General features: G+C 33.2%; 24 protein-coding genes and 1 pseudogene. 6 read left to right on the forward strand and 19 right to left on the reverse strand.

Annotated features, from left to right (window positions below; all coding sequences use genetic code 11):
• Position 1: 1 nt before the first annotated feature.
• The 3 genes and pseudogenes from NYQ66_RS21520 to NYQ66_RS10940 form a co-directional block, all read left to right on the forward strand.
• A pseudogene (locus NYQ66_RS21520) lies at positions 2-256 on the forward strand (GNAT family N-acetyltransferase); the annotation flags it as partial.
• A 266-nt stretch (positions 257-522) separates the two neighbouring features.
• On the forward strand, positions 523-2022 hold the full coding sequence (locus tag NYQ66_RS10935) for a UDP-N-acetylmuramoyl-L-alanyl-D-glutamate--2,6-diaminopimelate ligase (protein WP_259869426.1): 1500 nt from the start codon (positions 523-525) through the stop codon (positions 2020-2022).
• A 257-nt stretch (positions 2023-2279) separates the two neighbouring features.
• A complete protein-coding gene (locus NYQ66_RS10940; protein WP_259869428.1) occupies positions 2280-3179 on the forward strand; it encodes a PhzF family phenazine biosynthesis isomerase in 900 nt (299 codons plus the stop codon).
• Between the two features lie 489 nt (positions 3180-3668).
• Here NYQ66_RS10940 and NYQ66_RS10945 read toward each other — a convergent pair whose 3' ends face one another.
• The 3 genes from NYQ66_RS10945 to NYQ66_RS10955 all read right to left on the reverse strand — a co-directional run bounded on the left by NYQ66_RS10945 (position 3669) and on the right by NYQ66_RS10955 (position 5806).
• The gene (locus tag NYQ66_RS10945; RefSeq protein ID WP_259869429.1) at positions 3669-4046 is read right to left on the reverse strand and encodes an rRNA methyltransferase; all 378 of its coding nucleotides are present in this window, start codon (positions 4044-4046) and stop codon (positions 3669-3671) included.
• A 32-nt stretch (positions 4047-4078) separates the two neighbouring features.
• Positions 4079-5161 carry a tyrosine recombinase XerS gene (gene xerS, locus NYQ66_RS10950; RefSeq protein WP_259869430.1) on the reverse strand — a complete coding sequence of 361 codons (1083 nt, stop codon included), beginning with the start codon at positions 5159-5161 and terminating at the stop codon, positions 4079-4081.
• 513 nt (positions 5162-5674) lie between these two features.
• Positions 5675-5806 carry a hypothetical protein gene (locus NYQ66_RS10955; RefSeq protein WP_259869431.1) on the reverse strand — a complete coding sequence of 44 codons (132 nt, stop codon included), beginning with the start codon at positions 5804-5806 and terminating at the stop codon, positions 5675-5677.
• 315 nt (positions 5807-6121) lie between these two features.
• On the opposite strand from NYQ66_RS10955, the gene NYQ66_RS10960 reads away from it, so the two are divergent.
• Positions 6122-6694 carry a DUF2087 domain-containing protein gene (locus tag NYQ66_RS10960; RefSeq protein WP_259869432.1) on the forward strand — a complete coding sequence of 191 codons (573 nt, stop codon included), beginning with the start codon at positions 6122-6124 and terminating at the stop codon, positions 6692-6694.
• A gap of 82 nt (positions 6695-6776) precedes the next feature.
• Here the strand turns inward: NYQ66_RS10960 and NYQ66_RS10965 are convergent, their stop codons facing one another.
• The 3 genes from NYQ66_RS10965 to NYQ66_RS10975 form a co-directional block, all read right to left on the reverse strand.
• On the reverse strand, positions 6777-7583 hold the full coding sequence (locus NYQ66_RS10965; RefSeq protein WP_259869618.1) for a YitT family protein: 807 nt from the start codon (positions 7581-7583) through the stop codon (positions 6777-6779).
• Positions 7584-7901: 318 nt separating this feature from the next.
• On the reverse strand, positions 7902-9914 hold the full coding sequence (locus NYQ66_RS10970) for an ABC transporter permease subunit (RefSeq protein WP_259869433.1): 2013 nt from the start codon (positions 9912-9914) through the stop codon (positions 7902-7904).
• A 137-nt stretch (positions 9915-10051) separates the two neighbouring features.
• Positions 10052-10729: a serine/threonine protein kinase gene (locus NYQ66_RS10975; RefSeq protein WP_259869434.1), complete on the reverse strand. Its 678-nt coding sequence runs from the start codon at positions 10727-10729 to the stop codon at positions 10052-10054.
• Between the two features lie 152 nt (positions 10730-10881).
• Between NYQ66_RS10975 and NYQ66_RS10980 the strand changes: the two genes are divergently transcribed.
• Positions 10882-11256: an SLAP domain-containing protein gene (locus NYQ66_RS10980; RefSeq protein ID WP_259869436.1), complete on the forward strand. Its 375-nt coding sequence runs from the start codon at positions 10882-10884 to the stop codon at positions 11254-11256.
• A gap of 158 nt (positions 11257-11414) precedes the next feature.
• Here NYQ66_RS10980 and NYQ66_RS10985 read toward each other — a convergent pair whose 3' ends face one another.
• The 11 genes from NYQ66_RS10985 to NYQ66_RS11035 form a co-directional block, all read right to left on the reverse strand.
• Positions 11415-12146: a hypothetical protein gene (locus NYQ66_RS10985; RefSeq protein ID WP_259869437.1), complete on the reverse strand. Its 732-nt coding sequence runs from the start codon at positions 12144-12146 to the stop codon at positions 11415-11417.
• 170 nt (positions 12147-12316) lie between these two features.
• On the reverse strand, positions 12317-12586 hold the full coding sequence (locus tag NYQ66_RS10990; RefSeq protein WP_259869438.1) for a hypothetical protein: 270 nt from the start codon (positions 12584-12586) through the stop codon (positions 12317-12319).
• A gap of 148 nt (positions 12587-12734) precedes the next feature.
• On the reverse strand, positions 12735-13541 hold the full coding sequence (locus NYQ66_RS10995; protein ID WP_259869439.1) for a polysaccharide deacetylase family protein: 807 nt from the start codon (positions 13539-13541) through the stop codon (positions 12735-12737).
• A gap of 249 nt (positions 13542-13790) precedes the next feature.
• Positions 13791-14768: a ring-cleaving dioxygenase gene (locus tag NYQ66_RS11000; protein WP_259869440.1), complete on the reverse strand. Its 978-nt coding sequence runs from the start codon at positions 14766-14768 to the stop codon at positions 13791-13793.
• Between the two features lie 123 nt (positions 14769-14891).
• The gene (locus tag NYQ66_RS11005) at positions 14892-15344 is read right to left on the reverse strand and encodes a hypothetical protein (protein WP_259869441.1); all 453 of its coding nucleotides are present in this window, start codon (positions 15342-15344) and stop codon (positions 14892-14894) included.
• Positions 15345-15481: 137 nt separating this feature from the next.
• Complete coding sequence (gene pseI / locus NYQ66_RS11010) at positions 15482-16531, reverse strand: pseudaminic acid synthase (RefSeq protein WP_259869442.1); 1050 nt, start codon at positions 16529-16531, stop codon at positions 15482-15484.
• Positions 16532-16534: 3 nt separating this feature from the next.
• Positions 16535-17086 carry a UDP-4-amino-4,6-dideoxy-N-acetyl-beta-L-altrosamine N-acetyltransferase gene (gene pseH, locus NYQ66_RS11015; protein ID WP_259869443.1) on the reverse strand — a complete coding sequence of 184 codons (552 nt, stop codon included), beginning with the start codon at positions 17084-17086 and terminating at the stop codon, positions 16535-16537.
• A 3-nt stretch (positions 17087-17089) separates the two neighbouring features.
• Positions 17090-18181: a UDP-2,4-diacetamido-2,4,6-trideoxy-beta-L-altropyranose hydrolase gene (gene pseG, locus NYQ66_RS11020; RefSeq protein ID WP_259869444.1), complete on the reverse strand. Its 1092-nt coding sequence runs from the start codon at positions 18179-18181 to the stop codon at positions 17090-17092.
• Between the two features lie 4 nt (positions 18182-18185).
• Complete coding sequence (locus NYQ66_RS11025; RefSeq protein WP_259869445.1) at positions 18186-18917, reverse strand: glycosyltransferase family protein; 732 nt, start codon at positions 18915-18917, stop codon at positions 18186-18188.
• Between the two features lie 11 nt (positions 18918-18928).
• Complete coding sequence (gene pseC, locus NYQ66_RS11030; RefSeq protein WP_259869620.1) at positions 18929-20128, reverse strand: UDP-4-amino-4,6-dideoxy-N-acetyl-beta-L-altrosamine transaminase; 1200 nt, start codon at positions 20126-20128, stop codon at positions 18929-18931.
• Between the two features lie 21 nt (positions 20129-20149).
• Positions 20150-21094: a dTDP-glucose 4,6-dehydratase gene (locus NYQ66_RS11035; RefSeq protein ID WP_259869446.1), complete on the reverse strand. Its 945-nt coding sequence runs from the start codon at positions 21092-21094 to the stop codon at positions 20150-20152.
• Positions 21095-21253: 159 nt separating this feature from the next.
• Between NYQ66_RS11035 and NYQ66_RS11040 the strand changes: the two genes are divergently transcribed.
• Positions 21254-21964, forward strand: a complete 711-nt coding sequence (locus tag NYQ66_RS11040; RefSeq protein WP_259869447.1) for a hypothetical protein — start codon at positions 21254-21256, stop codon at positions 21962-21964.
• A 4-nt stretch (positions 21965-21968) separates the two neighbouring features.
• Here the strand turns inward: NYQ66_RS11040 and NYQ66_RS11045 are convergent, their stop codons facing one another.
• Positions 21969-22550, reverse strand: coding sequence for a class I SAM-dependent methyltransferase (locus tag NYQ66_RS11045; protein ID WP_259869448.1), 582 nt, complete (start codon positions 22548-22550; stop codon positions 21969-21971).
• Between the two features lie 61 nt (positions 22551-22611).
• Positions 22612-24009 (reverse strand): hypothetical protein, encoded by a 1398-nt coding sequence (locus tag NYQ66_RS11050; RefSeq protein WP_259869449.1) that lies wholly within the window; start codon positions 24007-24009, stop codon positions 22612-22614.
• Between the last annotated feature and the right edge of the window lie 3 nt (positions 24010-24012).

The following is a 24012-nucleotide window of genomic DNA, read 5'->3' on the forward strand; positions in this document are numbered from 1 at the left end:
AGAAAATGAAGATGGAGAGTATGTTGCCTACTGTGGATGTTGGTATAGCCCAAAAACTGATTACGCTTATGTAGAACCAGTTTGTACAATTCCTCAATATCGTGGTAAGGGAATTGGTAAAGCATTGCTTTTAGAATCCTTAAGAAGATGTTATTCCGAAGGTGCTAAAAAAGCTTACGTTATTTCCGATGCACCTTTTTACAAATCTTTAGGATTCGAGCAGCATTCTCATTATAAATTTTATTGGCATGGCTAATTTTGAAATATAATTTTACGAGTGACATGTGAAAGTGAAAGAATTCACCTAAACTGTAGAGTGCTTATATTAATATGAACTTACCAAATAGGATATCGATTATTAGAATATTATTTATTCCAGTATTCTTAGTTTTTCTTCTAGCCCCAATTCTGATGTTGCAGCTCCTATTGCTCTAAAGTAGCAGTTATTCAATAAGAATACGGAATAAAATTAAAAAATGTAAATAAAAGTAGAATAAATAATTCATTGAAAGGGGTCCTAACTTGAATTTAAAAGAATTAGCAGATCTTTTTATGGTCAAAGAAACAAAAGGGAATATAGATGTAGATATTACAGGGGTACAAATGGATTCAAGGAAAGTGGAAGAAGGAAATTTATTTATCTGCGTACCAGCCATCCAGGGATTTTTAGAAGATAGACACCTCTTCACACAGTCTGCTATCGAAAACGGCGCAGTTGCCCTTGTTGTTGAACGTGATGTTGATATTGATGTACCTAAGATATTTGTTAAAGATGCTAGATATGCAATGGCAGTTATTGCCTCACATTTTAATAATTATCCCTCACATGAAATGAAACTCATTGGCATTACTGGAACCAACGGCAAAACGACGACTTCATACATTATTGATAAAATTTTTGAGGATTACGGATTTAATACAGGTGTGATGGGTAATAACGGCATAAAGATAAATGGAAAGATGTTACCCACCGACATAAATACACAGGAGCCCCCAATATTGCAACGAAATCTCCGAAAAATGAGGGAATACAACACAGAATATTGCGTGATGGAAGTATCATCTCAAGGATTAGATATGAAGCGTGTTATAGGATGTGACTTTAGAACAGCTATATTTACCAACATGACTCAAGACCACTTGGATTATCATGGTACATTTGAAGAATATAGGAAAACAAAGGGACTTTTATTCTCAAGGCTAGGAAATTCTTTTTATTCTAATGATAAGAAATACGCTATTCTTAATGCAGATGACCAAAGTTTTGAGTATTTTAGAAATTTAACTTCGGCAGAGGTTTTGTCCTACGGAATCAACAATATAGCTGATGTGTCCGCAAATAATATCTCCATGACTTCAAAAGGAATCCGGTTTTCACTTAATTCCTTTAAAGGAAATATTGAAATAGTTCTTCAATTAGTGGGGCGGTTTAATGTTTATAACGCTTTAGCTGGAATCACGGCAGCTTTAGTTGAAGGAATACCTCTTCAAAATATCAAAAATAGTCTAACCAAGTTAACAAGTATTAATGGCAGGATGGAGATAGTGGATGGGGGTCAAGATTTCCTTGTGATAGTTGATTATGCTCATACACCTGATGCTCTTGATAATGTATTAAAAACACTTAAAGAGTTTACAAAAGGAAAAGTAATAACTGTATTTGGTTGTGGAGGGGATAGAGACAAAAATAAACGACCAATTATGGGAGAAATCGCTAGCAAATACAGTAGTTATGTAATTGTAACTTCTGATAATCCTCGTTCAGAAGATCCTGATTATATTATAAAAGACATAGAAAAAGGTATGAAGGATTCTCATTCATTACAATATGAATTAATAGTAAATAGAGAAGAGGCTATTTATAAAGCTATAAAAGTTGCTACTTCAAATGATGTTGTAATTATCGCTGGTAAAGGTCACGAGAAATATCAAATATTAAAAAATAACACAATTCATTTCGATGATAGAGAAATAGCTAGAAATGCAATAATGAGAAGCTATATTAACAGGAACGATGCCTGAATCGGCATCGTTTTCGTGTTATCTGAATTGTTGCACTTATGCTAAAGGGTGCAAGAGTTGAACAAGGAGTTGTCGATGCGACAGCTTCGATTGTGTTAAAGTGACAGGTTAATTAAACAATGAGTGGAAAAAGGTGGTGTTTCTGGTACAAGTAGAAACACTTATTTTTTATTTAGATAGGACTATTTTTGACCAAGAAATTAAATAGAAATGGTAAAATAATGAAAAGTATATTTTGAACTTAGGGGGAATTGGTTATGAAGTCGATAACGGTTTATCATTATGATGCTTTTGGTAAAGAGCCTGACAAGGGAAATCCTGCGGGAGTAGTTTTAAGCGGTGATGAATTGACAGATGTAGAAATGCAAGAAATTGCTTTCAAAGTTGGCTTTAATGAGACAGCATTTCCAGTTAAATCAGATGTAGCTGACCTTAGAATTCGATTTTTTACACCAGGTCATGAAATGAATTTATGTGGTCATGCAACAATGACAACTGTTTATGCATTAAAAAGTAAGGGGTTATTGGGAGATAAAAAAGAGATAACAATTGAAACAAACGCAGGCATTCTACCGATTAAAATTAACGCATCTGTTAAAAGTGAAATGTTTATTAAGATGAAACAGGCTTCTCCCCAATTCAAGGAATTTACAGGTTCAAAAGAGGAATTAGCGAACTCAATAGGATTAAAAGAATCTGACCTTCATGCTGATTTACCTATACTTTATGGAAGTACAGGTACTTGGACTTTGCTAATACCGATAAAACAGCTTAGTGCTTTTCAAAAAATGGTACCGAATAATAAGCAATTTCCTAAAATTTTAAAGGAAATGCCTAAATCATCTGTTCATCCTTTTTGTCTGGAAACATATGATTCTAAAGCCGATATGCACGCTCGTCACTTCTCTTCACCCTATTCAGGTACTATTGAAGATGTAGTTACTGGTACTGCTTCAGGAGTAATGGGGGCTTTTTATGCAAAATACATAAAAAATAGTTTTATAGAACCTCTGAATCTTATAGTTGAACAGGGTCATGAAGTTGAAAAAGATGGTCAGGTTGTAGTGCGGGTTTCAAAAAATAGTGAATCATTTGATGTTCAGATTACTGGAAATGCAGTTTTTGTTAAAGATATTCAAGTTTTGTTAGAAAATTAAGAGTTTGTGAATATACTCACTTAAAATAAAGAGAGATAATACAACAAAGTAACTAGGGGAGAGATACTTAACCCATTACAATTGGTGGAACTGACATGTTTCATAACTTAATGATCCTACACAAAGATGTACACAAACTTATCCATTTAAAAGATACAGTTAAGATAGGCCCTTATAACTGTTCCAAAAACTGGGAATTGGCGCTTGGACGCATACATTGGAAAGAAACTTTATGGAAGTATTGTCATTGAAGTTATTGAATAGGGAAGAGAACTAGTGTCAATATGACAGGTATAATCTATTTAGAGAGAAATAATTGGGCTTAGCAATTCATTTTTTATATAAAGACTCTAAACACTTAAAAAAAATACTATTATTTTTAATTCGTCTCAATATCATAAGAATACTTAATCAATGAGATAATGAGACAATTTTTATATTAACTTCCTATAATATATATTATGTTCGGGGCGTTATTATAAAAACGCATTAAGCTTTCTCAATGCGATGTTTATGACCACTTTTCTTAATGTTGTTAAAATCGATATGCTCCACACTATATTCAATGACATCATTAATGAAAAGGGAATGTTCTTTAGCAAATGCTTTCACCTGGTCTAATAATTCCTTATCATACGTGGTTTTATATTGAATCCGATCCTTAGGCCTGTTTTTCTTATTATAGTCGATTACACCTTGAGCTAATACTTGCTGCAAGCCACTTTCAAGTAGATAATTCGGGTGTGTATAATGTTGTTTAGCAAGTTCATTTAAATGTTCTATAATAGCCTTACTTATGTTTGTTCTAAATTTAACTCTCGATTCATCTGTAGTTTGAATTAAATTACCATTTACTAATTTCCACATTCTAATTACTCCTCATATCTTGATAAATAAATTTATTCATCCTTTGGCATATCCATCCGATCCACAGCACTTTTTAAGTCATCATTGCGTATGTGTGTGTAAATCATTGTTGTTTGTATCGATGAATGGCCCAGTTGTCTTCGTAGTTTTGGGACATCATTGATCTCTGAGTGATATCTTGTCGCAAAAGAGTGTCTTAATTTATGGACAGAGAGGGAGGGTTTCCCGAATGCTTTTGCGTATTTTTCGATCATTTTCTCGACAGATCGTGGAGTTAGGCGTCTTGTTTTGCCTTTTGGTCCCATAGCGGCAGCAACAAATAGTGCTTTATTATTGCTTTCAACTTTGTATCGTTTTTCTCTAATCTTTAAGTATTGTTGTAAGTCATCCATGGCAATTTTACTAAAGAAAACATATTGTTCTTTATTACCTTTACGCATAACTCTTGCTGTGAACTTACTAAAGTCAATATCGTCTAAATCCAGATTTACGAGCTCAGAAAGACGTAATCCGGAGCCTAAAATCAACGAAACGATCGCAGTATCGCGCTCCTGGTTCATCGCATAAAAGTTTTCTAGTTTCTTATTATCTTTCACTAACTCACCATAATCCATGGCAATAAACCTTCGGAAGTTCTCGTACTCATCACCTAGAAGAATTTTTCCTTCCATTTTGTTTGCTGTTGTTTCCATAGACTCTTTGAGCTCATTAAACTCGATTTTGGCCATAACATTACGACTAAGATAAGGTTCTAAGTCACGTGTTTCTGCGATGTTTTGCAAGTAGTTAAATAGCGACTTTAAGGCAGATAGCTTACGATTTACTGTAATATCCTTATTATGTAATTCATATTTTAAAGCGTTTAAAAACGATTCAACTTGCTGCACCGTTAATTTTTCTATTAAATCTAAAGGAATGTCTTTCATATGACCAGTATATAAATTCTCCGTAATAATCCAGTTAAAAAAGATCTTAAAGTCATGTGCGTAATTAAGTAAGGATGCCGGAGAAAGTTTGCGACGTTTGTGATCGATATATTCCTCAACGTACCAAGGTAATTCTGTAAGTAGTTGCTGTAGCTTCTTGTAATGGTTTTGTTGTGATTGATTTACCATAATTTTCACCTCTAGTTGTATATATTCGACGCCCTATTTTCAAATTCCTTCTTTATTACGTCAAATTTATATTTTACGTAATAATCTAAATTGTTAATATATGTACTATAAAATCATCTCCATTAACTAACATAACCATTCATCCCTCTTAACCATGATGATAAACTAATACTCTCGCCTTGCTAGATATTTTTTTCGATTACAGGACTAAGTTTTATAGGAACCAAAAGAGCCAATATATTATGATCATAATTTTGGTTCCCTCGAAATCTATTGCAACGAATATCTCAAAATTATTTTCCATTAGCAATTACTTACCGTATTATTAGGAATACTTTATAATGGCACACAGTCATTCATTAAACACATTCTCTAAAAATCAATCTCTGTTTTTAAGTAACTTGATCACTTTTCATAGTGTCGCGTAACTTTATATGTTAGGAAATTCTCTAGTTAGTCTTTTCAAATATTTATGTAAGCTTCTAATAAGTCCTAGTAACCTATAAATTTACTTTATTTATCTTTTCCTTGTTTTAATAATTCAATTATTTCATCGTTTTGTTCTATCGTTTTTTTCATTTTTCCATCAATGGATAAACAGCTAACTGTAATAATAATTATACCAATTACTATTATAAACTCCACAGTACCTCCTCCTCCCTTTCCAACACACTATTAGATTCAATTATGATCAATGGTATGAACATTTATTGTCTCGTTAACTTGTGTAGCACCATCGCTAACCAACGCCTGGATTGTGATGTGGTCATGAAAATCTCTGTCCTTCGTGCTGTTACATAATATCTAAATATTAGCATAAAATTCCAATTGTTTCCCCTTTTTTCTTCTTGTTAGAATCAGAATAGATTACTTCCTTATATTCTAAACCCCATATGTATTGTCATGGATATCTAATTAGATTATAATCTAATTAGATATCCATCTTAGGAGGTGAAGTTTATGCAATTGGATCGAATAGTGAACTTCCACAAAACAATTGGTGATAAGACTAGAATAAAGATCATTGCGTTGTTAAAAGAAGGACCTCTTCACGGTCAGGCCATTGCTGGAAAGTTAGGACTTACGGCACCGACTATTTCACACCATGTTAATAAGCTACGAGAAATAGGAATTGTTTATCAACGTAGAGACAAAAACACAATTTACTTTCATTTAGATGAAAAGAAACTTGAATTTGCTGCAAAGGCAATTTTACGTATAGGAGATGAAAAGGAAATGAAACCGTTCCAAGTAGATAATGAAGAGAAATTTAAAGTCATCAATAACTTTTTTGGTGAAAACGGAAAGTTAAAAACAATTCCTGCACAACGGAAGAAAAAACTTATTATTTTAGAACACATGTTAAAGGGGTTAAAGAAAGGACAAAGGTACAGTGAACCAGAAATAAATGAGCATATTAAACAATTTCATGAAGATTTTGCAACCATACGTAGAGAGTTTATCATGTGTAGATTTATGTTTAGAGAAAATAGCATTTATGAATTAAACCCTGAAGAAATGTGGCCAGTATAAAAAATGTTAGAAATAACAATAACTTTCGTCTTATATAATCACACAAAAACGAACGTGTTTAAAATACACGTTCGTCCTATAGTTAATTTCTCGCAAATTCTCCGTCTACTTCCACTGTCTCATAAATATTGATAAACGCTTTTTTATCATGTTTACGAACTATTTCTTTTATCTTAATTGTTTCGTACCTCGTCACAACCATCATTAAGATATGCTTCTTCTCTTGTGTATATCCCCCATATCCATCCATGATCGTTATGCCTCTATAAATTGAGCTCAATAGCTCCTGTCGGATTGGTTCGCCGTTTGATGTCACTATTTGCATCGTGAGTTTTATATGGTTAGTATGAATCGTATCAATCATCTTACCAGTTAAGTAAATCGATAAAAGCGTGTATAGTGCAATATCCCAGCTAAAGACTGTTCCAGAGATAAGGACAATCACACCGTTCATTCCCGTTAAAAGTAGCCCTACACTAACATTACTCGTTCTTGAGATGATGATGGCAATGATATCTAAGCCACCAGAGGAACCTGAATACTTTAAAATGATACCAATACCTACTCCGCCTATTACACCACCAAAGATCGTTGATAACAAAATATTATCTGAAATCGGTGCCACTGGAATAGCATACAAAAACATGGAAAGCGAAACAACGCATGTTATCGTATTAATCGTAATTTCTTTTCCTAGCTTGATAAAACCTAATATTAATAAGGGCAAGTTAAGCACTAAATTTAAGAAACCAATGTTAAAAGGAGTTAATAACCCAAATAATATAGCAATACCACTTACACCACTGCTTAATATTCCATAAGGGACAAGGAAGAAGTTAAATGCAAATGCTATAATTAATGACCCACCGATAACAATTAAATTTTTCATCATCATACTTATCCCTCCCATAAAATATAAGTAACTTTGAATTATGTATCTATCACAATTACCTAGTATTTGACTTTCCGTTCGATTTAATCCGTCTTTGTCTGTTTCTCCAATAAAAAAACTCGTCCCTTTTATTGGAACGAGTTAAATATTTCTTGAAATCGTATAATTTCTTCTTATGTGAGAACAACTATACGCTCGTTTCTTCATATAATGGCAAGGATAAATTTAACAAAATAGCACTGCTTATGTCAATACTATTACTGATTCACATTATATTCTAAACATTTGTACAGTTAGTTTTCAGTTGTTATATTATCATTGATGAATATTTCGAGTATAGACGAATAGCTCTTGTTGTGGATCTATTGGTGATGTAGAATAATGATTCTGTCTTTTTTTCTTTCGTCTGATTGGCAATTTTTGATAAACACCAATTTTACTTTGTTGGTCTTCAATCATACTCTTTGTTAAGCCTTGAATGGACAAGATTAATCCAATATAAAGAATGAGCACCGGAACAATCAACCAATACTGATTAGAAGAAATTACTTCTCTTAAATAGGTAAAGAAATAGGTCCAATCATTTAACAATGATTGAGGTGGCTTAAACGGATACGTCGTACCAGCAAGACCTCCCCCTAAGAAAATCCCAAACACCCCTAAATGAATAAACGTTTGCAATACTTGTGCCATTTGTTGGCCAAATAAATAAATCATCTTAGGAAATAAGTGAAGCGTAATATGTTTAAAGAAAATCCCGCTGCGACTTGCACCGAGTACAATTGCAGATTGTATATGGTCACTTTTTAATAACTCATTTGCTTCACTTCCAAGATTATTTAGGATGACAGGTATAACAACGACCGTAAGAATTAGCACTGTTAAAATTAGATTAGGAACAATTTGAGATTCTGCTAATGGTCTAGCATTGCTACCGAAAATCACTACCCGTGCTAATAAGATGTAAGCAATTAATGTTAATGGTAAAAACTGCATACCATCCGCAACTTTATTGATCATTTGTTTGGCGCCACGTCCTAGCCAAAACATATAAGGAATCGTACAAACATAACCTAGCAATATTCGCAGGAATGCAATAAGCGCTGCAAAAAGGATCGTATATTTCGCCCCGACGATTAACATATCTAAAACAGAATAACCATATGCATCCGATCCCAATAAAAAGAATCCCGGTGGATGAGGTGGACCATGCAACTCGCCTGAGTCATCGCGAAACATTTCGACTTTAGCTATTGGTTGTTGTTTTAAAACATCATATAAAAAGCTAAACACTGTTAACCCAAGTAAAAAAATGATGCTCAAAACAAATTTTGGTTTTCTACATAATGATAAAAATGTTTCACTAAATTGTTTTGCCTTTACTTTGCGATTGTTAATGACACTATTGTTTACTTTGATACGAGAAAATAACGTGATCTGTCTGTATAATTTTGCATTATCGTCATGAAATCGTTTGTCATTTATGTTAAGTAATAGTTCTAAACAATTAAAGATGATGTAGAATGGAGTGAAAATTAAAGTTAGGCCCACTGCAAAAATAAAGGGACGCGAATCCGTAGTAACTAAACGGATAATGCCTTGAAAGTTATGTAAATATTCGATAATTAATAAGGCAGAAAGCGTAATCCATATAATAGGTTTGGATTGTATAAATAATTGATGTTTTATATTACGGACACAGTGCCGCATAAGAATGGAAAATTTACTAAACCCCTTACTTTTGGCTAACTGAACATAATCTTTAGTCCACTCTTCTTCTAACAAAAGAAACGTAATTTTCAAAAAGAGTACCGTTGGAACGATCGCTAACGATAGAATAGGTGATACATACACCTTCTCATCCCCTAACGTAGCAAAGCCAAATAATAGCACGTCGTATGATTTATAAAACCAGACGATAAACAATTGTAGTAAAAAAATAAAAAGAACATCAGGAAAAGCTTCTAGTAAATAAAGAACACGTAAGATTGTTTTTTTAAATATTGATGGCAATTGAAAAGCTATAACTGCTAACATAAAGCCAACAATAATAGCAATTGCAATTGCTGATAACAACACGGTCATCGTATAAAGATAATTATCAAATAAATAGGACAGTATAGGCTTCTCTACCTCACGCCCACCAATAAACTGTATAAAGTACCACTCTGATGGCGTAACAAAGGACTTTATTGTAGACCAAACACTTTGTAAGTATTTTGTAATTGAAAATTCAAATCCATTCTGAAAAAGAACTGGTGTACAGGAAATAAAGATGATCCCTATGATTCCGAATAAAAAATGCATGGGAAGCTTTAATAGTTTCAATATGATTCACTCCAATGACTACAAGGACATTTAATTTTAAGTAAAATAATAAATAGTAGGAATATTACTAATATTATAAACCATTTACTATACATAATTCTAACTTTACTGGATTAAAAGGGTACTAGTTTCCTAGTTTATTTTTTAAATGTTGTATGTTTTAACACATATTTCATAAAATCTTCAAAGGACGATGCATACTTATTCCAATGGTTATACCATTTTCTAATCGTCTCTAATAACCAAAATGGAACAGACTTGCTATCAATCAAGTGATAGTAATCATCATATGCTTTTTTCAGATGTTCCCAGCGATAATCATTTCCGGGTTTTACATACTCCGATACGTCAAGTATCATTGCTTTGCCGTTTTGTAAAAGAATATTTTTTAAATGGATGTCGCGCGGGTTTAAGTTGACGCTTCTTACGTAATCTCTCGCTCGTTCTACATCTTCAATTGCTTGTTCTGGAATATGGATCCCTTGTAATAGACAATCATATAACGTATGTCCTTCTTCATAACTCAATACAAGGAATCGTTTGTAGGAAGCATAACATGTAGAAAAGTAATCAGAATCACCTATTAATCGGTATACTTCTCTTTCCACTTCTATTTTTGATAATCGATCCTCTGCATACAGCTTAAAAGCATATGCAGGCACATGAATGGATTGAAACACCGCTGCATCTGTTCCAACCCCAACACATCGTAATTCATCAGAACTACCTTGTATGGTGACTGGTTCATTGTTTGGATTTGAGTAGATCGTTATTTGGGAAAGAGATTGTATTGCAGAATCCCAATTATTTGTCATGTATCTTCCCCCTTTAGTTCATTCTATGGGTATGTCTGCATTTCTACCATACAATTTTGACTTCTTTTACCCAACTGTAATAAGATTAGAATACTTGTTCGACTACTAAAAGCATTATTTAAACTAAACCACTAATAAAGAGGTGAAATATATTGCAGAAACTCTTATTTGAAAAGTCATGGCAAAAACAAATAGCGGAAAAAGATCGAATACACATAGAAAATATCTTTTCAGAATTATTATCTACTTCTGAGTTTCCTTACTTCACTCCATTGCGAGAGGCGAAAAATCATAAAGGAGACTTACTGGTTACTGTTATTATACATAACACAAGTAAGCAGGTCCTGTCTTTTACTAAAACAAAGCTTAGTTATATAAGTAACGAAGCAACCATCGCTAATCATATTTTTTCAATACCAGCCTTAGAAATTCCTCCTCACACTAGTATGCCATGGACATTTATTTTTCCAATCGATCAAATTGATAATTCTATGGAATTTAAAGGTGGAGAGTTAGAACTGGACTAATAATACAATGACCTAAAGCCAACAATCGCCTTTGATAATAACGATCCGTTGGCTTTTTAATTCTTAAGAAAGGGTATGTTTTTTTAAGAAAGATGATGGAAGAAGTACAAAAAGCTCAGAAAATTCTGCCCCCCTTCCACGGCCATTATGTTATTAAACTACATTATTATAGCCCAGTATAGTGCCAGGACTAATATAATCAATCCAATTATGGGAAACATATACCATGAAAGTCTTTGCATGAATAGGTAAAAGTCATGTGGTTCCGGGTCTCTTACTTCGAGAAAATTACTAAGTTTAAAGAAAAGTAAAGGAAACTTGTAGTCAATTGCTGTGTATATAAAAATGAAAAAAGCTATAATCACCAGTGTTACTTCTCCGCGTATTCTATCCTCAGCACCAATAACTAAGTCTTCGATACTTCTCAATGGCACTTGGTAATCGTCCGTATATGGGGATTCTCCATATTCTTCAAAACCAATATCCACGATTGGTTCATCAACGATTTGACCATTTTCGGACAATACTATCTTTCCATTTTCATTCTCAATATTCTCAATTCCCTTTTCCCAGTTATTAGCATCTTTGAGTTTAATTTTAAAGTCTCTCTTAATATTATTGGGAAGTTCATACGTTACATCTGCACTAGCTCGGTCATTTTTCTCACCTTTAATCGTAATCTGATAATTTCCACGCCAGTTATCCCCAATATATTGTATCTCAGATACTGTTTCTTTCTTTTTCAAAAATACTTGATCATGACCAAAATAAATACCATAGGAGAAAAATGATTTACAATATAAAAATGCCAATCCAAGTATGATAATGGATAGCAAAATTTTCAATAATATATTCTCTGAGATCATTTGTTTGAATTTTTTTAACGACACAAATTCACTCCCCTACTTAACGATATATAAGTAATTCTCTCCTATTTCTACGTTATGGCAGGATGATAGGTTTCATATTAATCTGTTAATACGGCTTTGGACATATGTAATAATCAAATCTCTTGCGCTTTAATACTATATATGGACATTTCTCATGATTTTCTAGTGCGTTATAAATAATCGATTCCACTAATAAAAAAGTAGGAAGCAACAATTAATAATGCTAAATCGAATACTGCCGATTTCTTATTGCCATCTTGTATATTAATAATAAATTCGTATAGGCATCGAACCATCCAAAAAGCTAAAATAAATAGCCATCCATAGTGATCATTATGATAATTGTTATCAAAAAACATTTGTGTAGCACCGATTAAAATTATAACAAGTATGATGTTAGTTACGATTCTTAAGACTTTTTTTGATTTACCGTTGCTCAATAAAACCACTCCTGCTAATAGTAATTCACAAGTTCTTTTCTTATTTTAACATATATTTCCTAAATTCTCTGAATTAAGCTAGGTTTTGATTTATCGCGTAGTAAAAATGAAAAAGATGCCGAGCTTACTAAATCGACATCTTTACCAATCATTTTTTATAAGGAATATTTAATAACTCTGGAACGGTTTCAAAGGCAAAACCTTGTTCTTGTAATGCAGGTATAATTTGACGTAGTGATTTAATGGTATTGGTTCGATCACCTTCCCATTCTGCTCCGTCATGCATCAAAATAATAGCGCCAGGATGTATATTATTTAGTACATTATATGCAATTTCTTCTGGAGGAGACTCCTGCCAGTCTAATGAATCCACAGACCATCCCACTACCGAGTAATTCATAACTGCGAGTTTTTCCACTAACTCATCATATAAGAATCCATATGGAGCACGAAACAACTTTGTCTTATATCCTATTTGCTCTGCCAATTCATTCTCGGTTCTTGTAACTTCATTCTCTAATACCCCAATATCGGCTTGTTCCACCAAGTTCGGATGCCAATAAGTATGGTTACTTATGACATGCCCCTCATCTTGGATTCGCTGTACTAAATCCGGAAAGGCTGCTGCTCTAGATCCCAATAGAAAAAAAGTAGCTTTTACATCATATTCTTTTAATACATCAAGAATTTGTGGTGTAAAGCGAGGATCTGGCCCATCATCAAATGTTAAGGCGACTGTATTATCAGTTGGCGAGCCGCTTAATACAACCGCCTCAGGGTACCTTTGTTGCAATACAATATTGGATACAGGATTTTTTATTCGCTCTTTATATTCGGATCCATCCTCTAAGTTAGGTAATTCTTCCGGTTGCGCAATAACTGTGATTTCCGGTTGTATTGCACAAAATAAAAGGAAGCATACAGCAAAAACTATCTTCTTTAAGAACGTGTACATTTGGTCAACTCCTATTTAAACCGTAATATACACATTATTCTAATTAAAAGGTACGCTTTTATTCCAGAATTACTATATAAACAACTATCTCACTTTAAAACAATCGTTTTATCAAACACAGAAGCTTAGCAAAATCGCAAAATAAAAAAAGACCAAATCTCATATAGAATACCCTGTTTTGAGTATTTTTTAAGAAATTTGGTCTTTTTGTAGTTTCGTTCTATATCTACATTGTACTAATGCCGCTAACTATTCTTTTTTAAATTCCTTCGTGCTTCTCACTGTATCAATTGGTCGAACATAGTTTTCAATTTCTTCACGCTTTGGCTCTAAGAATGGTGGTAAGGAAAGCTTTTCCCCTAATGTTTCATAAGGCTCATCTCCCATAAAACCAGGACCATCTGTTGCAAGCTCAAACAAGATTTGTGGAGCTACACGTGTGTACAACGACTTGAAAAAGAAGCGATCAACATAACCAGAAGTTTGGAACCCAAATTTTCTGTACCACTCATCCCATTCATCTAATGCTGCACGATCTTCCACTCGAAAAGCAACGTGATGGACAGTGCCAAAACCTTGTTGTGCAGGAGGTAGCATAACGTTATGTTCCACAATGACTTGTGCACCATTTCCTCCTTCTCCAACTTCAAATAAGTGAAAAGAACCCTCTTTACCAATCTCTTTAAATTGAAGTACTTTTTCCATCATTTCTTTAAAGTAATCAAAGTTTTGAATCCGGATGAAAATTGGACCTAAACCTGTTATTGCATAGTCTAAGGGGATTGGACCTTTTTGCCATGGTGTTCCTGATTCAACACCCTCATTTTTTTCATCTGAAATAAGCTGATACTGCTGTTCATCAAAATCTTCAAAAGACAATGTATTTTTGCCAAATTGTTCTTTAATGCCAGTATGTTTTACTTCAAGACGATCAAAGCGTTTTACCCAATAATCTAGTGCTTTGTCGCTTGGCACACGAAAAGATGTTTTGGATATTTCATTTGTTCCGTGTACCCCCTTTGGAATACCTGGAAAATCAAAGAATGTCATATCCGTACCAGGACTACCAGTATCATCTGCAAAAAATAAATGATATGTTTGAATGTCATCCTGGTTGACGGTTTTCTTAACTAGTCGCATCCCTAAAATATACGTAAAAAAATCATAGTTTTTCTCTGCACTACTTGTAATTGCTGTGACATGGTGAATGCCCTTTAATTGATTCATATTTTTTCCTCCGTAAATTGCTTGTATATTTGAACTATAAAAAAAGAATGGTTTAAGAAATATCTTTAATTCAAGATAAATGTACCATGTAAGAAAATTAGTTGTCAATGTAGGTGTTTGACATCACTTTAAATCTACATGGCACCAGATAAAGTTTTCTTTCACTTCAAGGTCACTGATTGTGCCATAAGGAAGAGTCCTTAAACGCTTTATACCATTTAAATCCATTATCACCACGTCATTGTACGATAAAATCGGAGGCTTCTGAAAAATTAGCTTATTTAACCACTTTAGATTTACTGGTTTTAATTCTAAAATTTCAAAATATATTTTTCGATGTTCTGTTTTTATAGGTTTTAACTTAATATTAAACGGTATTTTCACTAACTTTTTTGTAGCTATGCCTGAGAGTTCTATGAAACCGTTATGCAAGATGACATGTAAAGCATCTATACCTTTTGGAGTTTTATACTTCAACATAAAGTCCATCATGCTCTTCGTAATTGGAATGGAAATGTGATTAGAGGCTTCAGATTTTTTTAACGTGGAATTATCTTTCTTATGTTCTGATCGCATCAGTATCCCCCCTCTTTTACTCGATGCGATACTTGTTAACACTGTAAATTCTTATGAACTTTAAGGAAACGTGCCCACGAAACAATTTTAGTTCAAAATTTTGTCAGAGTAGCAAAATTAATTTGTGAATTATTACCTCAGAAACTATCCCAAGTTAAAGGGGTGCCAGCTTTCAGGTCTTTTCGTACTTGCTTACCTATCATTTGTTCATAATACTTTGGAGGTAGACCATACCCAGGTCTTATGACTCTTAGATTTTCTTTCGTAAAATAATCTCCTTCGTCTATATCTTTTGAAACATAAATCGACCGTCTGAATCGCAAGGAAGATTTTTCATTTTTTGTTGGACCATAAACCACTTTGCCCAAGGCTTGCCATGATTGCTTTAATTCAATAGCTAATAACTCCATTTCTGAAGGCTCCATGGAAAAGCTAGAATCCACACCGCCTTCCTCTCTTGATAAGGTAAAATGCTTTTCAATTACTGTAGCACCAAGAGCAACACTTGCTACAGCAACACCATTACCCAAAGTATGGTCGGACAATCCTACCTGTACATCAAACAACTCCTCCATGTGTGGTATAGTCTTAATGTTTGTGTTTGCAGGTGTTGCAGGATATGTGCTTGTGCACTTTAATAATACTAATTCATTGCAACCCGCTTCCTTTGCAATATTGACTGACTCGTATAATTCAGCTACAGTAGCCATTCCTGTAGACATAATAATAGGTTTTCCTGTAGATACAATTTTTTTTATTAACGGAATGTCATTATTCTCAAAAGAAGCAATTTTATAGCATGGAACATCTAATGATTCTAGAAAATCAACTGCTGTTTCATCGAACGGGGAGCTGAACGCAACCATACCTAATTCCTTACAACGGCTAAAAATTGCTTCATGCCATTCCCAAGGAGTGTATGCTTCTTTGTATAAATTATATAATGATTTATTATTCCAGTGACTATTCGAATCCTGTATCATAAATTCTTTTTTTGTTTCATTCAAAGTCATGGTATCAGGCGTGTACGTTTGTATCTTTACAGCATTAGCTCCAGATTTTGAAGCCGCCTCGACTATTTTAAGAGCTCTATCCAAAGACTGATTATGGTTTCCTGACATTTCGGCAATGAGAAACGGAGGATGCGCCTTCCCAATTTTCCTTCCGTCTATATTAATTTCTTCCATTTATTATACTCCTCTCAATTTTTCCAATAATTCTGGTTTAATATCTAACCATGTTTTTGAAAATAAAGCCATTGATATTACATCATGAAATTGTTGGTTTTTAGAAACATGATCAATGTGTCTACCTTCCTCTATAAAGCCCAGTTTTTGATGGTAATGATAACTATGCGTATTCGTAGCAATTACTTCCGAGCAAACTTTACGTAGACCTATATTATTAAAAATTTCATCTAACGCCAAAATTCCTAAAATGGTACCGACCCCTTTAATTGTATTCTTATCACCTATATAAAATCCCCAATAACATCGAGAGTGCTCGATGTTTATATTTGAAACATTGACCACTCCTAAAGGGTGGTCAATGTTATACAATATCATTACTTTTTGACTTGGATCATTACTTATATTTCTGTACCATTGATCATGTTCTTCCCAACTAATATGGTGATCAGTGTACATCCATTTTTTTATATGCTCCGAGTTTCGCCATTGATAAACAACCTCTAAATCATTTTTGGTGATCGGCTTCAACTGATAATTATTTATGTTTAACATTCGTTATACACCCTTCATCAATTGATTCACTACTGAGTAATGCTCATATTCTTTCATAATTATTTTGCAATTTTCCGACATCTTTTGAATCACAATTGGGCAACTGATGATATTATTCAGTGTATCTACTATTTTTTCTTCACTTACCATTTGATTTACTCCTAGATGTCTTATTGCACCTAATTCATCTAAATAAGTTAGAATTTCTGATTGATTATCAGCAGTTTCAATAGTTATTGTAGGTAAACATAAATAGCACCTTTCCCATGTTGTACTACCCCCAGCTCCAATTGCTAAATCCGCCTTCGACATTAATTTAGCTATATAATCAATTTGAAAATGAAGTGTTACTTGTTTCATTGTTTGACAATAATCTCTAACCATTTGATAATGTTGACTAGAGTGCCCCAGTACCACATCAATACTTATTTCTGTTCTATTAATTTGATTTATGGCTCTTAAAACTTTTAATGTCTCATTTGTAGGATCCGCCCCACCGAAAGAAACTAAGATGCGTTCAACAGATCCAGTTCTTTTTCTATTTAATTCTTTATTTTTAAATTCACTTCTTAATAATAGATATTTCGGTCCTAGTAAAGTAATTACACTGTCAGAAATCTTATGTCCATAACGACCTCTCCTATTGCGATATAAGTTTTGATCTAAGAGTAAGTGGCAATCATGTAAACGATTTGCCAAATCATCAATCACCATTAATTTGTCAACACAGGTTTGAACTGCACTTTCCCAGTTTTGATCAAATGAATAGTGATCAAGGATTAGCCAATCTACCTTAGGTTCTTTTGTAAGAACCTCCATTGTTTGTTTCGCATCAGTTGTCCAGTTTTGTCTTAGCCACTCAAGATGAGAACAATCCTTGTCTTTCTTATTTTTATGCCATGGATCAGGTAACTTATATACCTTAAATCCATTATCCTCAATATAATCTACCAAATTTCCAGTTAAACTCCTACAAATGAAGGAAACATTCACATTCACATTAACATTGCAAAGTTCACTTGCTAACACTAGGCATCTCATCACATGACCAGTTCCAATTTGATTAGAACCGTCTGTTCTGATAAAGATATTCATATACTCACACTTTATATTGTTGAATATGAGAATTTATCCGTTGCCAACTTGGATTCGCCTCTAACAACCGGATCGTGTCTTCCATAGTGAAGTTCTTTTTTTGAGGATATAATGCTTCAATAATCTTTTTAATAAGTTCAAAATCCTCTACTGTATCAACGGTCCAACGGTGATAACTGTAGTCTATATTTTCTGAAATGTTTACTAATGAAAATTTCTCTGGATGCTCTCGCATGTATCGAGTTACATGCTCTCTGTCAGATTTTAATTTTGCTTTTTCATATGCTTCCTGTAAGCTTTCTACAGAAAATACTTCTACATCCATCCCCCTTGGATAAGTCCTCTTTATTGTATTAGACACATAACGAAGCTCAGTTTCATCCAAATTGTACACTTTAATCACTTTGTCAATTAACACTGGGTCGATAATCGGACAATCTCCAGTTAACCGAACAACGATGTCTGCATCGACATGGCGTGCAGCCATATATAGCCTTTTTAACACATCTTCCTCAGGTCCTCTAAAATAAGGCATTTCTAATTTCTCGCATAAAGAAACGATGTCGTTATCTATTGGATTGTCAGTTGTAGCAACTAAAACATCATTTAGATATTTAGATTTATATACTCGTTCTAATTGATAGCTTAGAAGAGGTTTATCCAGTACTTGTTTAAGTACTTTTCCAGGTAATCTTGATGAACCCATTCTAGCCTGAATTATTCCTACTATTTTCATTTTTTACCACCTCAATTAAAGGAATAATAAGCAATCACCTTTTTTACCGCTTTTATTACATCATCCAAGTCATTATCTGACATTGCTGGAAACAAAGGAAGTGTAATGATTTCTTGAAAGACGCTTTCAGCCTGGGGACATAACCCTTTCTCATAACCTAATTCTTGATAATAAGGATGCAAATAAACAGGAATATAATGAACGTTTACACCGATATTTTCTTTTTGTAATGCTTTAAATATTTCATCGCGGTCTGTTTTCAACATATTAATATTCAACCTTATAATATATAAATGCCAACTTGAATTACTATCTTCATGTTGAAAAGGTATTATAATTTCATCTATATCCTTGAAAGCTTTGTTGTATCTGTCTGCATAATTTCTTCTAATTTCAATAAACTTTTGCAACTTATTAATTTGACTTAGTCCCAGTGCTGCTTGGATATCTGTCATTCGATAATTAAAACCCAGCTCATGCATTTCATAATACCAAGACTCTCCTTTGTTCATTAACCTTTTAGCATCACGTGTGATACCATGTGTTCTAAAATCTATTAATTGTTGATAAAATTCATCATCATCGGTCGTAATAATACCACCTTCTCCTGTTGTAATATGTTTGACAGGATGAAAGCTAAACATAGTCATATCAGTGATAGAGCCAACACTTTTCCCTTTATAGCTAGCACCTAACGCATGAGCAGCATCACCTATGATAATTATTCCATGATCTTCTGCTATAGAGACTAATTCTTCATATTCAGCAGGTTGACCTGTAAAATCAACCGTGATGATCGCTTTTGTTTTGTTGGTTATAAGACTTTTTACAGATTTAGAAGAGATATTATATGTTTGAGGATTTATATCAGCAAATACTGGAATACCGCCCATATATAAAATGCAGTTTGAAGTAGCGGCAAATGTCATAGGGGTTGTTATTACTTCATCGCCTTTTTTAATACCAGCAGCAAAACAGGCAGCATGTAAAGCTGCCGTACCACTAGAGAATGCAACTGCATGCTTTACTTTCACATATCTAGCGATTTTTTCTTCAAATTTAGATAGAATAGGACCGGTTGTTAAAAAGTCACTCTGAAGAGCGGCTTTCACGCTTTTAATATCTTCCTCATCAATCCATTGTTTTCCATAAGGTAGATAAGAATTCCGTATTGGTTCACCACCATAAAGTGCTATTTTCTCATTAATCATTTTCAATTTATGTCCTTCCTTTTATATTAGATTAGTAGTTTTAATCCACTGCTCAGTCATCTTTATTCCTTCTTCCAGACTGTATTTTGCTTCCCATTTAAGCAATTCGTAAGCTTTAGTAGAATCACAAAGCAACATAGGAACTTCACTTTGTGGATGAATATGCTCAACATGCGTGATTCTTGAATCATCTTCTACGATTAGTTTTGCTAAGCTATTAATACTTATATCTTTCCCGAGACCGGCGTTGATAACTTCACCATTAGCCTTATCTGAATATCCTGCATCAACGACAAACTTAGCACAATCCTCAACATATAATAAGTCACGGGTTTGTGTTCCATCTCCATATATTTTTAAGTTCTTATTTTCTAATTTATTTTTAATGAATATAGCAACTACTCCTCCTTCTCCACCTGTTTTTTGATAAGGTCCATACGTATTAAATGGCCGAACAATTGTCACGGGGAGATCATAAGCATAATAGTAAGATAACACCATATTTTCTGCAGCTAATTTTGCTCCAGCATACGGCGAAGCAGGTTTTATCCGATTGCTTTCACTTATTCCAGTTTCACTCCATGCACGTTCATAGACCATACAAGTACTCATAAAAACAATCTTCACCTTTTCTTTTCTACATTGTTCTAATATATTAAACGTTCCAATTACGTCATTATTGAACGTAGTTCTTGGTGTATCTATACTATCCTGTACATTTATACTTGCTGCCAAGTGGTAGCAAATGTCAAACTTATTTACAAATAAATCTTTGAGTAGTTTATTGTCCTTAATATCACCTTTAATTAACCCTTTAAAATTTTTATCGCTTAACAATTCATCTAAATTTTCTTCCCTCCCATTTGACAAATCATCAAGCACCCATACCTTATGTCCATCCTTAAGAATTCGTTCAACTACCCACCTTCCAATAAAACCTGCACCACCGGTAACGAGAATATTCATATTAACCATCCTTTCTTGTAAAATACGCTTGAAACACAATACATATGTTCAACAGCAGAGAATAACATTTATCTCCATAAAATCATATCGTAGTCATATAGACTTCAGGTTTGTTTGTAAAAGTATTAGAAAAATAAAGTACATGAAGGAGATCGGATTATGTGTAACCCAGATTTCAACAAAATAATGAAAAACAATTCCTCTATTATCCATGTTGAAGTTAGTAAGTGTTGTGATTGGCAAGGATTTTCTTACACTGAAGATGGTTGGCATTATTTGTGTGCAACCTTAAAGGAATACATCAAACAACCATCCATTAAATACGAGAATTCTATATTAAATAGGTATTACAGTGCGTTTCAACCAAAATCGTTGTTTGAGATATTACTTCCAAACTATAAATGCAATACAGAAACACAGGACAAACACTCTTTTTTACCCTGGGGCACTCCTATAAATATGAAGGCTAAGAACAATCAACATTTTGGACCTAATTCTGATACATTTACTAAAAATGAATTTGACCGAACAATAGAAATATATAAAAAGATTGCTTCCGAAGGCTACCAACCACATAGATTTAGAGACGGTTATATTAGAGGCCAATTCCTAAAAAAATATGATGATTATCGATTTATGATTTCAGGTGGACAACACAGGATGGCAGCCATTAGTGTTTTGGGATTCAAAACTATAGAAGTTAAAATTCAACCGAAATGGGAAAAATTAATAGATATAGAAGATATTAATCTTTGGCCGAATGTTCAGAATGGATCATTTAATAAGGAAGAAGCTACTAATATATTTGATGCGTACTTTTCAACCATTGGTAGGGAAAAGGCTAAACGATTAAATCTTTTACACCATTAAATAATTAACCCTTATCATTAGGTGATTGGCTGAATTTCATCAAGGGGCGAGCACCGAGATTTCTTAAATTATTGGTATATGTTAAAATCTCTGGTTTTCTTAATTCTAGATTGTTCATAATTCCTTTTACTCTGCTGCTATTATATCCACCTTCAGCTTCTTCTAATGCAGAAGCCTCGATAAATATTAGCTCAGAATTTTCAAAAATAATATTAATTAGTTCATCGTAGTCTTCAAAATGATGTAAAATACTGAGTGCCAATATAACATCAAACTGTTCAGTTTGAATAATATGCTTCAATTCTTCTACTGTTACTTTTTGATTAATTAACTTAACATTATTTCTTTGATTTTGCTTCTCAATTTTTTTAATTTCTTTGTTGGATTCTATCATGGTCACCTCAGCATTAAAATCTTCCGCGATTCTAAATGAGAAATAACCAGAATTTGCTCCTATATCTAGCACAGTGAATGTTTTATTCGAATTGTATTTGAGTAACTCATGTTTAATATGATTATAACGATCTTCACACTCTCTCTGCCCTTTTTTAACCATTTGTCCTTTCACCCAAATGTCTTGATACACTTGCTCCACCTCCAAAAATTAAAGTCAGGATAATGTTGTTTTTTCATAGTATTTAGAATGGCTAGTTTGTTATTCTTGTAATCAACTTCTTAAGTCGTTCTCCAGACAAACTAAAGTCAGGGTAAGCATATTCAATGAATTTGTCCTGTTTTGCTTTCATAATGCTTCTCCATTTCTCATCATTAGAGTATTTAATAATTAATTCTGCTAACATTTCAGGATCAAGTTGAACTGCATCCCCTAAACTATTAAAATAGCCTGTATAACTCGGTAACTTATTATGCAATATAAATACAGGTTTGTTTACTAACATAGCTTCTAAAGCAACCGTTGAAGTATAGGAAACTACAAAATCAATGTTTGGTAAAATATCATAAAGTTCTAATCCTTGCGTAGAATGAACGAAAGCAAATTCCTTAGTCAAATCATGAGGAACTTCATTCGTAAAATCCTTAATTAATATATTTACATTCATTTTTTTCACTATAGTATTTATCAATATCCTCCATTTTCCGATACTACGTTTTTCTCGTACGACGATTAATAAAGACTCTTTACCCTTATCAAGACCTAGTTTTTTGTAAAAATTTGATTTCGAAATAGAAGGAGGTTTAAACGCTTGATCGAATCTAGGATGACCAATTATTTCACATGAATTATTTGGAATACCTAACCTTTGGTACCAATCTACCTCAAATTGGCCATAAACAGCATCGATAGTAGCTATTTTGGGAATATATCCAAACTCATTCCCAATTATTCCATGTTGCATACATATGGTAGGTATTCCGCTCGCTGTTGCTATTAATGTAACGACACGACCAAAATGATTAGGACTAGATGTAATAATACAGGATGGAGAAATATCTTCAATCATCTTGTGAACTATCTCGATTTGATTAACAATTGCGGCTAATTTTGATAATAATATTTTTTGAAATGTATCATTTTTATATAAATGATGAGAGCCAAATGACCTCAATATTAACTTTGCTTGATATTGAATTTGAATAATAGCTTTCTTCTTATTTGTTTTGAAATCATCTATATGACTAACCGGAATGTTTAACTCCTTTATGTTCCTCTCCCTATTACTCGTCATAAGGATAACCGTTTTTTGGGGTTCGAAATAGTCATTATATGTTTCATTTGGAAATCGAATTAATGAGTCATTAATTACTAAAACATTTCCAGTTGTTTTCTTAACAGACTGTTGTTTTTTAATAGTTGTTATATACTGATTAAAAGCAACTTGTATGTCACTTTGATTTGATACCTTATTTCTTACTCGTTCACTAAATTTGTTTTCGTGTAATGCATGCCATATTTTTTCGTTTTTTCTTATTAAGCTAGGAAAGTGAATGAAATAAGATAAAGAATACCCTTTATATTTTATATCTTTAAAATCATGAATAAAATCAAGATATAAGGACCAATAATTTTGCAAATAAGTTTTCATTCT

The sequence above is a fragment of the Aquibacillus koreensis genome (assembly GCF_025154055.1).
In the GTDB taxonomy this organism is placed as follows: Bacteria; Bacillota; Bacilli; order Bacillales; family Amphibacillaceae; genus Aquibacillus_C; species Aquibacillus_C koreensis.